12 protein-coding genes are annotated in these 12,553 nt (G+C 59.5%); 10 read left to right on the forward strand and 2 right to left on the reverse strand.

Annotated features, from left to right (window positions below; translation table 11 throughout):
• Positions 1-3 precede the first annotated feature (3 nt).
• On the forward strand, positions 4-1,908 hold the full coding sequence (locus ACO08A_RS21465) for an ATP-binding protein (protein ID WP_422037944.1): 1,905 nt from the start codon (positions 4-6) through the stop codon (positions 1,906-1,908).
• Positions 1,886-2,602: a helix-turn-helix domain-containing protein gene (locus tag ACO08A_RS21470; RefSeq protein WP_422037945.1), complete on the forward strand. Its 717-nt coding sequence runs from the start codon at positions 1,886-1,888 to the stop codon at positions 2,600-2,602. The genes ACO08A_RS21465 and ACO08A_RS21470 overlap by 23 nt, the downstream gene beginning before the upstream one ends.
• A gap of 86 nt (positions 2,603-2,688) precedes the next feature.
• Here the strand turns inward: ACO08A_RS21470 and fliP are convergent, their stop codons facing one another.
• On the reverse strand, positions 2,689-3,465 hold the full coding sequence (gene fliP / locus ACO08A_RS21475; protein ID WP_422037946.1) for a flagellar type III secretion system pore protein FliP: 777 nt from the start codon (positions 3,463-3,465) through the stop codon (positions 2,689-2,691).
• Complete coding sequence (locus ACO08A_RS21480; RefSeq protein ID WP_422037947.1) at positions 3,462-5,051, reverse strand: hypothetical protein; 1,590 nt, start codon at positions 5,049-5,051, stop codon at positions 3,462-3,464. The genes fliP and ACO08A_RS21480 overlap by 4 nt, the downstream gene beginning before the upstream one ends.
• 417 nt (positions 5,052-5,468) lie before the next feature.
• On the opposite strand from ACO08A_RS21480, the gene flgB reads away from it, so the two are divergent.
• From flgB to ACO08A_RS21520, 8 genes are all read left to right on the forward strand, one after another.
• Entirely contained in the window at positions 5,469-5,873 is a 405-nt protein-coding gene (flgB, locus tag ACO08A_RS21485) for a flagellar basal body rod protein FlgB (RefSeq protein WP_422037948.1), read from the forward strand.
• Between the two features lie 30 nt (positions 5,874-5,903).
• Positions 5,904-6,314: a flagellar basal body rod protein FlgC gene (gene flgC, locus ACO08A_RS21490; RefSeq protein ID WP_319382839.1), complete on the forward strand. Its 411-nt coding sequence runs from the start codon at positions 5,904-5,906 to the stop codon at positions 6,312-6,314.
• 35 nt (positions 6,315-6,349) lie between these two features.
• Positions 6,350-6,664 carry a flagellar hook-basal body complex protein FliE gene (locus tag ACO08A_RS21495; protein WP_422037949.1) on the forward strand — a complete coding sequence of 105 codons (315 nt, stop codon included), beginning with the start codon at positions 6,350-6,352 and terminating at the stop codon, positions 6,662-6,664.
• A 21-nt stretch (positions 6,665-6,685) separates the two neighbouring features.
• Positions 6,686-6,952, forward strand: coding sequence for a flagellar biosynthesis protein FliQ (fliQ, locus tag ACO08A_RS21500; protein ID WP_421983775.1), 267 nt, complete (start codon positions 6,686-6,688; stop codon positions 6,950-6,952).
• Between the two features lie 22 nt (positions 6,953-6,974).
• Positions 6,975-7,748, forward strand: a complete 774-nt coding sequence (gene fliR / locus ACO08A_RS21505; RefSeq protein WP_422037950.1) for a flagellar biosynthetic protein FliR — start codon at positions 6,975-6,977, stop codon at positions 7,746-7,748.
• 9 nt (positions 7,749-7,757) lie between these two features.
• On the forward strand, positions 7,758-8,837 hold the full coding sequence (flhB, locus tag ACO08A_RS21510; protein WP_422037951.1) for a flagellar biosynthesis protein FlhB: 1,080 nt from the start codon (positions 7,758-7,760) through the stop codon (positions 8,835-8,837).
• 202 nt (positions 8,838-9,039) lie between these two features.
• Complete coding sequence (gene cckA, locus ACO08A_RS21515) at positions 9,040-11,595, forward strand: cell cycle histidine kinase CckA (RefSeq protein ID WP_422037952.1); 2,556 nt, start codon at positions 9,040-9,042, stop codon at positions 11,593-11,595.
• Between the two features lie 136 nt (positions 11,596-11,731).
• A complete protein-coding gene (locus tag ACO08A_RS21520; RefSeq protein ID WP_422037953.1) occupies positions 11,732-12,550 on the forward strand; it encodes a chromate resistance protein ChrB domain-containing protein in 819 nt (272 codons plus the stop codon).
• Positions 12,551-12,553: the final 3 nt, after the last annotated feature.

Consider the following 12,553-nt stretch of genomic DNA (forward strand, 5'->3'; position numbering starts at 1 on the left):
TTCATGAGCATACCCGAAGTCTTGAGCTCAATGGGGCTCCTGATCAGTGCCGGCCTGATCATGTTGATGATCGTGGGATTTGCATTCCTGGAGGCAGGTGCCGTTTCGCGCAAATCCGTGGCGGCAATTCTCACCAAGAATGTTGCGGCCCTGGCAGTCACCACGATGTCCTTTTACCTGTTGGGACATCAGTTGATGTTCGGCATCGGAGACGGAAACTTCCTTTCAGCCTATCAGGTCTGGGGGGACGGCGATCTACAGGAAGGCGGGTTGTTGCAACCCGCCTACTGGCTTTTTGTATCGCTCTTCGCGGTTTCCTCCACTTCGATCGTCTCCGGTGCAGTTGCGGAGCGTATGCGGATCAATGCGTTTCTGATCTTTGCCGCTTTCAACGGCGCGCTGGTCTTTCCCCTGATCGGCAATTGGGTCTGGGGTGGTGGTTGGCTGCAGCAGAACGGCTTTCATGACTTCGCCGGCGCAACGGTCGTTCACACGGCAGGCGGCCTGGCCGCCTTGATCGGAAGCCTGATACTCGGGCCGAGACTGAACCGCTTCGATCATCCGGGGGCGAAACGGCAAACCTCCCCGTCGTCTCTGCCTCTTGCGACGCTGGGTGTGTTTCTGCTTTGGATCGGCTGGTTCGGCTTCAATGGCGGTTCCGCCCTGCCTGTTGAAGATCTCGCAGGCTTTGCCGATATCCCGCGTATTGTCGCGTTTACGAATTCGGGTGCGGTTGGCGGAGTGCTTTTTGCCTGTGTCTATTCAAGGCTTGTCCTTCGCCGGTGGGACCTGGTGATCATTTTGAACGGTGCGCTGGCGGGTCTGGTGGCCATAACCGCGGCTCCGCACTCGCAACACGCCTATATGGGCTTTGTGTTTGGTGCATGTGGCGCTGCCATCATGATTGCAACGGATCGACTGTTGCTTCGCCTGAAGATCGACGACGCGGTCGGAGCCGTGCCGGTTCACCTCGGACCGGGGCTGTTCTCGGCGATCGTGGTCGTCAGCTTTGCCAATGACGCTTCCTGGGAAACACAGATCTATGGCTCAACCGCGATCTGTCTTGTCGTCGCCTTCGCCAACCTGCTTCTGTGGTGCGGGCTGACCATGCTCACCAACATCAGGCTGAACCCGTCCGAAGAAATACAGGGCGGCGACCTGACCGAAGTCGGACATGCGGCCTACGATCTCATCGATCCGGACATGAAGAATTTCTCCTACATCGCAACACATGACCTCAAGGAGCCGCTGCGCACGATCTATTCCTTCTCGCAACTGGCGGAAAAGACGGAAAACCGGGAGGAGTGCCGGCAATATCTGACCCGGATACGGGACGCGTCCGTGAAGATGCGCAGTCTCATTGACGATCTGATCATTTACTCCAGCCTGAATCATGTTGCCAATCTCAGCGAGCCGGTCGATTGCCGCAAGCTCGTCAATTCCATCTTTTCCGATCTGGAAAAACGCGGCGACGGAGGACGAGACCACACTCTGAAAATGGACGCGCTGCCCATCGTGACGTGCAATGCAACGCTCATGACGCATGTGTTCCAGAACCTGATCCAGAACGCCGTAAACTACCGGCATCCTGATCGTCCGTTGCAGCTCGAGATAGATTTCACCGAAAAGCCGAGCGTTTACGAGTTCGCGGTTTCCGACAACGGACTGGGTATTGCGCAAAACAACCGCGAAGCTGTGTTCGATGTTTTTTCGCGGTTTCATCCGCAGGCAAAACCGGCCGGTAACGGTGTCGGTCTCGCGATCGTGCGGAAGGCTGTCTTTCGTATGGGGGGCGTGATCTGGCTGCAGACGAAGCTGGGCGCCGGGACAAGCTTCTACTTCACGATACCCAAGGATCCAACGCCAACCCCGAAAGAGCATGCCGATGTACAACAGCTTCGATCCTGACGACAGGCTTGGCGCGAGGCTAAGGGAGAGACGCCGGCAACTCGGGCTCAGTCAGGCCGACCTTGCCAAACGGCTCCGTGTTTCGCCTCAACTTGTCCAGAAACAGGAAGTCGGCGAGTCCCGGATATCGGCCTTCCAGATTTTCAAGCTCGCCGAAGTCCTTGGTGTTCCCGTCGACTATTTTTTCGAAGTGCTTGAGACAAGCGGGAGCGGGCCGGTCCGGGTGCCAAACAAGGAAGACATCATATCGCCCAGACGTCATCGCCGCCTCAACGTGATGCTCATTGAAGACAACGCCAATGACCAGCTGCTGTTTGTAAAGGCCGTTGAGGCAAGCCGCCGCGAGGTCGACGTCACCTGCTACAGTTCGGCAATCGAGGCCGAAGCCCACTTCAGGCAAATCGGTCAACCCGGCAGCCAGACAGTTCCGCCAGACCTGATCTTTCTGGACATCCGGTTGCCGCAACTGCCGGGGATCGACTTTCTGCGTGAATTGTCGCGCAATCCCAACTACTGGAACCAACCCGTCATCATGTTGTCGAATTCGGTCGATGCCGCAGAGATGCACGAATGCTACAAGCGAAACGCGAGCGCCTTTGTCTGCAAGCCGCAGGACTACGATCAATTCGTCGCTGTTATGGATGTCATTCTTCAGTACTGGTCCGAGATCGCAGTCTCGCCGACATTCTACTAGAAGCTTCCGGTCTGCATAGTCCGGGTCCGATCCAGTTTTTGCGTCAGGAGGTTCTGGTACGTTCTGCTGGTGCCCCGCGAGCCAGGCTAGCCGCCGCCGAAACTCTTGACCAGCGATCCGGCCACCAGGTTCCAGCCGTCAACGAGAACAAAGAAGATGAGCTTGAAGGGCAGGGAGATGACGACAGGCGGCAACATCATCATGCCCATCGACATCAGCACCGACGCAATCACGAGGTCGATGATCAGGAAGGGAAGATAAAGCAGGAAACCGATCTCGAACGCACGTCTCAGTTCGGAAATCATGAATGCCGGAATGAGAGTTGCCATGGCCAGATCTTCCGGCCCTTCCGGGGCCTCCTGACCCGAGAGCTCCTGAAACAGTTCCAGATCCTTTTCGCGTACCTGTGACAGCATGAAGGTGCGAAACGGATCGGCCGCACGCTCATAGGCCTGATCGAATTCGATATCGCCTTCTATCAGCGGCTGGACACCCGCGTCATAGGCTGCCTGCAACGTCGGCATCATGATGAATGCCGACAGGAACAGCGCGAGGCTGACCATGACCATGTTGGGCGGCGCGGTCTGAAGGCCAATTGCGGAGCGCAACAGTGACAGCACAACCACGATACGCACGAAGCTTGTGGTCATGACCAGGATGGACGGCGCGAGCGACAGAACGGTCAGCAGGATAACCAGCTGAACGGCGCGTTCCGTCAGGCTGGCGTCGTCCCCGAAACCGACAGAAATTTCCTGGGCCAGGGCCGGCGATGAGAATGCGGACAAGATCACGGTGAGCGCAAGAAAGACGCCCACGTTCCAGAACCGCCACCGATGCCCCGCGTCGCGACGCTCTCCGATCATCGATTTTGCTGTCCGCCCAACTCGAAGAGGATCTTGGCCATTTCATCCTCGATCGGGTTCTTGTCGCCCAATCCCTGAACCACCCGTGGTTCCGGTTCAGCTCCCGGAACAATATCAAGCGTCGCCGCTTGCTTCGCAGCCGAAGGGGCCGATCCTTCGGATCGCATTTCCGGACCTTTTACGGTCGGAACCGGCGAAACGGAACTGTCTTCAACCGGACCGGATTTTTGCGGGTCCGGCGTTTCGATATCGATGAGATCATCCATCTCAAGATCCAGCTTGAGTTCTCGGGGAGGGGAGGCCGATGCGTCTTCGGACGGTGCAGTCTCCTCTTCAACTGGTGCATCTTCGCTGATGGCATCCGCCTCAACGGCCTCTGCCGGTTCGTCGTCACCCCAGTTGAACCTTTCCGTGTTTCCAAACACGTCGGACAGCTTGAGTTTCTCATCCTCCCGGTTCACTTCGGCATTCGGTTCATTATCCCCATCGTCGGCAGACCCGGTTGGATCGACCGGCGGCGTCTCTGCATCCTGTTCCTTGAACATGAAGCCGCTGTCGTCGGGTTCCTTTGGTACCTGAACCGGGGTGAGCAGCGCGGTCTTGGCGCGCGCAGCGGGGCCTGACGAGGGGGGCGTAATCGTGTGGACTGTCTGCGACGATCGTTCGCGCGCGGCGATCGAACGTCCGAGGCTCTTGAGCGGCGCCGATGCGCCTTCATCGCTCTCCGAAGCACTTTTTTCCAGGTCGGGTTCCGGTGCCGGTTTGAACGCCGGCTCTTCCTTGGCTTTCGAAGGAGCGCCGATTTCGGGTTCTGTCCTGTTCTTCACAGCAGCTTCGATCCCGGCCGCGTCTGCGGTCTCTTCCCTGACATTTTGCGCGGCGCTCGTGGACCGGTTGAAACCGTTTTGAGTGGCCGCCCTCAGAAGGTCCGCAGCCCTGTCCGGAGGCGTGCCGGTTTCTTTTTCCTGCGTCTGCCTCGTAATCACGGTGGGGGCGGGGGGAGCCACGGGCGGGGTCTTGTCTTCGTTTTTCAGCGGGGCAACCGGCCGGACCGCCGCGCCGACAGCGGCAGCCTTCGGGGCCGGTCTGACAGCCGGTTCGGCCCTGGCTTTCAGCGGAACCGCTGGCACAGGTTCCGGCTTCACCATTGCGGCAACAGGCTGCCGTACTGGCTCTTCCGGTCTGGCCGGAATGTCCGGGCCCGGCGCGGTCGGCATCTTCATTGGTCCCGAGCCGGTACTGGCGGGGACCGCGTTCGGGGCCTGCCTTTGTGCCGCCACCGGTGCGTTGCGGACGATGTTCTGCTCGACGACCAGATCGCTCGGTCCACCGACCAGCAGAAGATGCTCGACATTGTCGCGGCGGATCAGGACAAGCTGTCTGCGGGCGTCGACATTCGTGCTGTCCATGACCGCTATGCGCGGTTGCCGGCTTCTGTTCTGCGGGGCGTTGGAGCCCGTCAGCCGCTTCAGAACGAAGACGAAGATGCTGAACAGCAGCAGGACAACGATCAGTGCCAGTATGGCGGCGATGACCTGGGTTGCGCCGCCGCTTACGTTGAACGTTGATTCAATCCAGTTGTACATGTTGACCTCGTACCGCCCCGCCAGCGGAATGTTCTCGTTTTGCCGATACACCGCGCCGTCGTCGCAATTGGGGTATCTCCAGTTTTTCCCCAGCAATTGTTGCCGTTGCCGGGTCTGGGTTCAGCGATTTGCGGAGGCTGTTTCTCCGTCTTTCGAATGTGTCGATAATCCGGCAATTCGCCACAATTTCCCGTTTTGCTTGTTGCCGGAGACCGAATCTCTTTCCGATGTAAAATTAACAGAAGTGGGCAAATATTGCCTGTTTTGAGGCAGCTCGAATTCGCGAATTGCAAAGGAATGTCGGTCTATTCCACTGTTTTTTGTAGAAGTTCCGCCATTTGCCAATTCCTGCATTAACTATTCGTTAACCATTTAGGCGGCAATGATTGCCTAGTTGGTTAACACATGGTGAAAAAGATGGCCGCAATGGACTTGCCGCTCTTCCAGGCGCTGAAGTCGAAGATGCAGTGGCACCAGACCCGGCAGAGCGTTCTGGCTGAAAACATCGCCAATGCGAATACGCCCGGATATGTGTCCAGGGACGTCAAATCGTACTCGTTCCAGGACCATATCGGTCTCCAGAATGCAGCCGTCAGTACCGCGGTCACCAAGGTCGGTCATATCTCAGGGGCCGTGTCCGGCAATCTGCCTGCGAAGGTCGAGAAGCTGGACTCCTTTGAGATCACGCCCGACGGCAACAATGTAAATCTGGAAGAGCAGATGATGAAAATCACGCAGAACCAGATGGATTTCCAAGCCGCGACGACCCTCTACACCAAAGGGCTGGGTCTCATCCGGACCGCGCTTTCCAAGAGCGTTTAGCGCGCCGCAGATTGAAGGAGGATTGGCAAGTTGGACCTGATCAAATCCCTGTTCGTCTCCGCGAGCGGGCTGAAAGCCCAGAACGGCCGGATGCGCATCATCGCGGAGAACATCGCCAATGCGAATTCAACGGCGCGCACGCCGGAGGAGGAGCCCTATCGGCGCAAGATCCCGACCTTCCAGAGCCATTTCGACAAGGAACTCGGCGCAAAGACCGTCGAACTCGGCAAGGTCGCCGAGGATACTTCCGATTTCAAGTCGACGCATATGCCGGGACATCCCGCCGCCGACGAGAACGGATATGTGCTGCAGCCGAACGTGAACACGCTGATCGAGACAACCGACATGCGGGAAGCCCAGCGTTCCTATGAGGCCAATCTGAATGTCATCGAATCCACGCGCCGGATGTTGCAGCGAACGATCGACATTCTGCGCGCCTGAGTTCTGGAATACACTTACTGAAAGGGGCCGGAGCCGTGACCACTCCGTCAATTGCAAACAATGCCTACCAGCTGGCTGCCAAACTCCAGCAACAAGCCAGAACAATTGAAGAAACCACTCCCGAGACCACCGGGATGGATTTCGGCCAGATGGTAAAGGAAGCCGTCGATACCGTTGTCGACAAGGGGCAGCAGGCCGACGAGAAAGCGATCGGGATGATCGAAGGTAACACCGGCGTCGTCGATGTCGTCACGGCCGTGGCCGAGACCGAAGTCGCTCTGGAAACCATGGTCGCGGTTCGTGACCGTGTCATTTCCGCCTATGAAGAAATCATGCGGATGCCGATCTGACTGCGCCTTGGGGGATTTGACATGACCGGAGGCGAAGTCCTCGATCTGGCCCGCGAGGCCGTCTGGACGATGATCCTCGTGGCCGCGCCGGCCATGGTCATCGGGCTGCTCGTCGGCGTCGTGATCGCTCTGTTCCAGGCACTGACACAAATCCAGGAAATGACCCTGGTCTTCGTGCCCAAGATCCTCGCGATTTTCGTGACCATCCTCGTGACGCTGCCGTTCATGAGCCAGTTGCTTCAGGCGTTCATGGGACGGGTCACCGAAATGATCCTGACGACCGGCTGAAGGGGCTCACGGGCGCGACCTCATGACCATTCAGCTAGATTTCCTGCCGGATGTCGCCGCCGCCTTCCTGTTGATGTTCGCCCGTCTCGGAACGATGCTGATGCTTCTTCCCGCGCTGGGCGAGAGCTCCATTCCGATGCGGTTCCGGCTGACCATCGCGCTTGCGCTCACGCTGGTGATGTATCCGGTCGCAGCATCGCTCTATCCGGACAACCTCACATCAAACATGATGCAGCTGCTTTTGCTGCTGGGAGGCGAACTTGCCATCGGGTTCGGCATCGGGCTGTGCGCGCGCCTGATCACATCCGCTCTCCAGATTGCCGGCATGATCATGGCGAACCAGTCCGGGCTTGCCTTTGCGCTGGGAACGGATATCGCCAACGAAGGTCAACAGGGGGCTCTCTACGGCAACTTTCTGGCCGTCCTGGGGATCACGCTGGTCTTCGTGTCGGATTCGCACTACCTGGTCATTGCCGCCCTCTATGACAGCTTCACGATTTTTCCGCCCGGCAATCTGCCGCCCATGAGTGATTTTGCGCAAAACGCCACGGAAACGGTTGCGCATGTGTTCACGATTGCGGTGCGCATGAGCGCGCCGTTCCTGGTGGTCGGGCTGGTGTTCTATTTTGGTCTCGGCCTGCTCAACAAGCTGATGCCGCAAATGCAGATCTTCTTCATCGCGATGCCCGTGAACATCGCCGTGGGTCTGTTCCTTCTCATGGCGCTGATTGCGACGCTGATGATGTTCTATCTCGAGCATTTCCAGGAATCGATCGGCAAGTTCGTTATAGGGTGACGGGTCGACATGGCTGACGATACCGACGACTCAGAAAAGACTGAGGACCCCACGCAAAAGCGCTTGAAGGAAGCGCATGACAAGGGGGACGTTCCCAAATCGCAGGAGGTCAGCACCTGGTTCACCCTTGCCGGGGCAACCCTGATGATCGCTATTTTCGCGCCGGGGGCGGCGGCCTCGCTCAGCGGTCTCATGAAGGGGTATATCGAACATGCGCACCAGATCCCCGTGGACGGCTTCGCCCTGAAGGCGCTCTGGCGCGATACGGGCCAATCGGTCGCCCTGATCGTCGGGCTGCCGCTGATCTCGCTGCTGGTGATGGCCGTTGCCGGCAACCTGATACAGCATCAGCCGCTTCTGACCGCCGAGACGATCAAGCCCAAACTGTCCAAGATCTCGCCGCTCTCCGGTTTCAAGCGCCTGTTTTCCGCCGACAGTCTGGTGAACTTCGCCAAGGGCATGTTCAAGATCTCGATTGTCGGTGCGCTCATGGTGGCGGTGATGTGGCCGCATCGCGACGAGGCCGACATCATCATTTTCGCCGAGACAAGCGTCATCCTGGAGGAGGCCCAGGTCCTGATCCTGCAGCTGCTTGCGGCCATCCTAGCGGTCATGACGGTCGTGGCAGCGGCAGACTACGCCTACCAGAAGAACAAGTGGTTCAATAAACAGAAGATGTCCCTTCGCGAGGTGAAGGAAGAATTCAAGCAGACCGAGGGTGATCCGCAGGTCAAGGGCAAGATCCGGCAACTGCGCATGGAGCGGTCGCGAAAACGCATGATGGCGGCGGTGCCGCAGGCGACCGTTGTCGTGACCAACCCGACGCACTTTGCCGTTGCGCTCAAGTACGAGGAAGGCATGGGTGCACCGCTCTGCCTTGCCAAGGGCACGGACGCGATCGCCCTGAAAATGCGCGAGGTCGCGAAGGACAACGAGGTTCCTGTCGTTGAGAACCCGCCGCTGGCGAGGGCACTTTACGCAACGGTGGAAATCGATCAGGAAGTTCCCGAAGAGCACTACAAGGCGGTTGCCGAGGTCATCGGCTTTGTCTTCAGAATGCGCAAACGTGCGTCCTGGAGAGCAAACTAGGACCCTGACCCCTACTCAATCCCTCTTGAAGACATGCTTTTGGGGTGCAGACCGGTGCGCGGCTTCACCGAGCGTCAAAAAACGCCTTCAAACGCGTGAATTTCAACAGAAGTAAGCGTCATATCAGTTGAAATTGGGGGGCAAGCACAGAATGCTTGCAGACGGCCCCAAAGAAACCGAATCGGGCCGGGAGACAGGACGTATGAGTGACACGGACGGAGCGCCGGGCGGGCCGATGATCAGCCGGCCGGAGCGCTCCGGTAATATTGGCCTCCTGATAGGTCTGGCTGTGCTTCTGGTCGGGGCTGCTGCTGCCTTTGCGGTCATGGACCGCGAAGTCGCCCAACCTTTCATCCTCGCGCTGCTTGGCATTCTGGCGGTGGTCGGTGTTTTCTGCCTGTTTGCCGGTGCCATCGGCTTTCTGCGCCTGTCGGCGCGGCCGGGGGAAGCCAATCCGCTGGCGGCTGCCTTTGTCGACACGATGGATGACGGCGCCCTGATCACCGATACCGACGGACGCCTGGTTTATGCCAATACCGCCTATGCCGAACTGACCGGAGCGGACACGCCTTCCGACATCCGCGTCGTCGAACGGGTGTTCTCCTCCGATCCGGACGCCGCCGACGCGATCTTCAGGCTGTCCCAGGCAATGCGTGAAGGCCGCAAGGTTCAGGAAGAGATCCGGATGCCGTTTCCCCTCGGCCGCGTCGAGGGAACCGCGCGCTGGTACCGGGTTTCCGTCAGGCCGTTGCAGGCCTCCGGGGAGCGCAGCGGCAAGCAGATGTCGATCTGGCAGCTTGCCGACATCACCCGTGACCGGGCCGAACAGGAAAACTCCTTCCAGGAACTTCAGCGGGTCATCAATTTTCTCGATCATGCCCCTGCCGGGTTCTTCTCAAGCGATTCCAGGGGCCGCATCGTCTACCTGAACGCGACGCTCGCCGACTGGCTTGGTTACGATCTCGCGCAGTTTGACGCGGGCGATCTCGACCTTTCGGAAATTGTGCGCGGTGACGGCACCGAGCTGATCCGCTCCGTCAAGGGCCAGGCCGGCGAGGTCAAGAGCGAGACCTTCGATCTCGATTTCGTCACGCGCAACGGGCGCGGACTGCCGGTGCGGCTGCTGCACCGGGTTCCGTTCGGGGAAAACGGCCAGGCCGGGGACAGCCGCACGCTGGTGCTGAACCGGTCGCGAGGCGAGGGCGAGGAAGCGTCCGAGGCGCTGCGTGCCGCCGAGGTTCGTTTCGCCCGCTTCTTCAACAACACACCGATCTCGATTGCATCGCTCAACAACGAGGGCCGGGTCCTGCGGACGAATGCGCCGTTCCTGAAACTGTTCGGTGCCGCCGACACGGTCGAGGAATCGCCCAAGCTGGAAGCCTATGTCGCGGAGAGCGGGCGCGAGGACCTGTCCAGGGCCCTCTCGGCAGCAGCCAAGGGCATCGGCGAGATCGCACCGATCGACATTCCGCTGGTCGAGGGGAACGATCCGCGTTCTGCGACCTTCTACGTGTCCGCCGTCCAGGACGGTGAAGGCGACGGCGAGACGGCGATCGTCTATGCTCTGGAGACGACGCAGCAAAGGGCGCTGGAAGCCCAGTTCGCGCAAAGCCAGAAGATGCAGGCGATCGGTCAGCTGGCCGGCGGCGTGGCACATGACTTCAACAATGTGCTGACCGCCATTATCGGCTTTTCCGATCTGCTTCTGGCCAGCCACCGGCCCACCGATCCGTCCTTCCAGGACATCATGAACATCAAGCAGAACGCGAACCGCGCCGCCGGGCTCGTGCGGCAGCTGCTCGCGTTCTCGCGCCGCCAGACGTTGCGGCCGCAACAGCTCGAACTGAACGATGTCCTTGCCGATCTGTCGATCCTGCTGGATCGCCTGCTCGGGGAGAAGGTCGAGCTGAAAGTGGTTCACGGCCGCGATCTGTGGCCGGTCATGGCGGATCTCAACCAGCTTGAGCAGGTCATCGTCAATCTGGCCGTGAATGCGGGAGACGCGATGGCCGAGGGCGGACGGTTGACGATCCGCACCAGCAACGTTGAAGAAGCCCAGTCCACCCAGTTCGAAAATACGCGGGGCATGCCGCCCGGCGAGTACACCCTTGTGGAAGTGGAAGACACCGGCCACGGGATGCCGCCGGAAATCATGGAGAAGATCTTCGATCCGTTCTTTTCCACCAAGGAAGTCGGCAAGGGAACCGGCCTCGGCCTGTCGACCGTCTACGGCATCGTCAAGCAGACCGGCGGGTTCATTTTCTGCACGTCCGAAGTCGATGCCGGTACGACCTTCCGGCTGTTCCTGCCGCGGCACATTCCCGAAATTGTCGAGGAACCCAAGCCCGAACCCAAGGAAACGGAACCGGAGAAGGTCGCCGATCTCACCGGATCGGCCACGATCCTTCTCGTGGAGGACGAAGAAGCGGTGCGGGCCTTTGCCGCGCGTGCACTCGCGTCACGAGGCTATACGGTCCATGAAGCCGGCTCGGGAAACGAAGCGCTTGAGGTTATGGAAGAGGCCGGCGGTGAAATCGACCTGGTCGTCTCCGATGTGGTCATGCCGGAAATGGATGGCCCGACGCTCCTCGTGGAGCTTCGCAAGACCCAGCCCGATCTGAAGATCATCTTCGTGTCCGGATATGCCGAAGACGCCTTCGAAGAGAACCTGCCCGAGGGCGAGCAGTTCTTCTTCCTGCCGAAACCGTTCACGCTGAAGCAGCTGGCGACGACCGTAAAAGACGTCCTGAACGGGTAACGTAAACCACGGGAGCCTGTTTTCTTGACAGGCTTCCGGCAATTTGGCACTTAAATCCCATGGGGCGAGCGAACACCCCGTGAGGCGTAAGCTGAAGTTTCGCGTCCTTGAAACCCATTCCACGGGAGGACGCGCCATGCCGTCTCTGAACTCCATATCTGTTTCACAGCTTTCACGACTTGTCGGTACGCCCGATGCACCGGTAATCCTTGATGTGCGTATCGATGAGGACTTCGCCGCAGATCCCGGTTTGATCCCGTCGTCCTTCCGGCAGCCGTTCCGAAGTGTCGACGATCTTGCCGGCCGGCTGCAGGGCAGGCGGGTGGTGGTCGCCTGCTGGAAAGGGCTGAAGCTGTCGGAAGGGGTTGCGGCGATCCTGAGAGCCAGCGGCATCCATGCCGAATTCCTGGAGGGCGGATGCACCGGATGGCGCGAGGCAGGGCTGCCGATGGTGCCGGCTGCAAGTCTGCCTGGCAGGAATTCCGAAGGACAGACCGTCTGGGTGACGCGCCATCGGCCTAAGATCGACCGGATTGCCTGTCCCTGGCTCATACGCCGGTTTGTCGATCCGTCCGCCCGGTTCCTTTTCGTGTCACCGGCACAGGTCGATGCGGTCGCCGAAAAATTCGGCGCCACGCCGTTCGATGTTGAAAATGCCTTCTGGAGCCACCGCGACGATCGCTGCAGCTTCGATACGATGCTGGAGGAATTCCAGCTTCAAAGCGCACCGCTCTCAAGGCTCGCCACCATCGTGCGGGCTGCCGATACCAATCGGCATGACCTGGCACCGGAGGCCGCAGGGCTGCTGGCGGCTTCGCTCGGCTTGTCACGCATGTACAAGGACGACTTGCGGCAGTTGGAGGCAGGCATGGGTCTTTACGACGCCTTCTACCGCTGGGCGCGCGATGCGACCGATGAAGGACACGACTGGCCCACGACCGGCGGCAGGGGCTGATCT

The organism is Roseibium sp. (genome assembly GCF_965232425.1).
Classification (GTDB): Bacteria; Pseudomonadota; Alphaproteobacteria; order Rhizobiales; family Stappiaceae; genus Roseibium.

What these genes read in the sequence shown, in the direction of transcription:
- ACO08A_RS21465 (WP_422037944.1), top strand. Translation starts at nt 4, where the DNA reads ATGAGCATACCCGAAGTCTTGAGCTCAATGGGGCTCCTGATCAGTGCC.
- ACO08A_RS21470 (WP_422037945.1), top strand. Translation starts at nt 1,886, where the DNA reads ATGTACAACAGCTTCGATCCTGACGACAGGCTTGGCGCGAGGCTAAGG.
- fliP (WP_422037946.1), bottom strand. Translation starts at nt 3,465, where the DNA reads ATGATCGGAGAGCGTCGCGACGCGGGGCATCGGTGGCGGTTCTGGAAC.
- ACO08A_RS21480 (WP_422037947.1), bottom strand. Translation starts at nt 5,051, where the DNA reads ATGTACAACTGGATTGAATCAACGTTCAACGTAAGCGGCGGCGCAACC.
- flgB (WP_422037948.1), top strand. Translation starts at nt 5,469, where the DNA reads ATGGCCGCAATGGACTTGCCGCTCTTCCAGGCGCTGAAGTCGAAGATG.
- fliQ (WP_421983775.1), top strand. Translation starts at nt 6,686, where the DNA reads ATGACCGGAGGCGAAGTCCTCGATCTGGCCCGCGAGGCCGTCTGGACG.
- fliR (WP_422037950.1), top strand. Translation starts at nt 6,975, where the DNA reads ATGACCATTCAGCTAGATTTCCTGCCGGATGTCGCCGCCGCCTTCCTG.
- flhB (WP_422037951.1), top strand. Translation starts at nt 7,758, where the DNA reads ATGGCTGACGATACCGACGACTCAGAAAAGACTGAGGACCCCACGCAA.
- cckA (WP_422037952.1), top strand. Translation starts at nt 9,040, where the DNA reads ATGAGTGACACGGACGGAGCGCCGGGCGGGCCGATGATCAGCCGGCCG.
- ACO08A_RS21520 (WP_422037953.1), top strand. Translation starts at nt 11,732, where the DNA reads ATGCCGTCTCTGAACTCCATATCTGTTTCACAGCTTTCACGACTTGTC.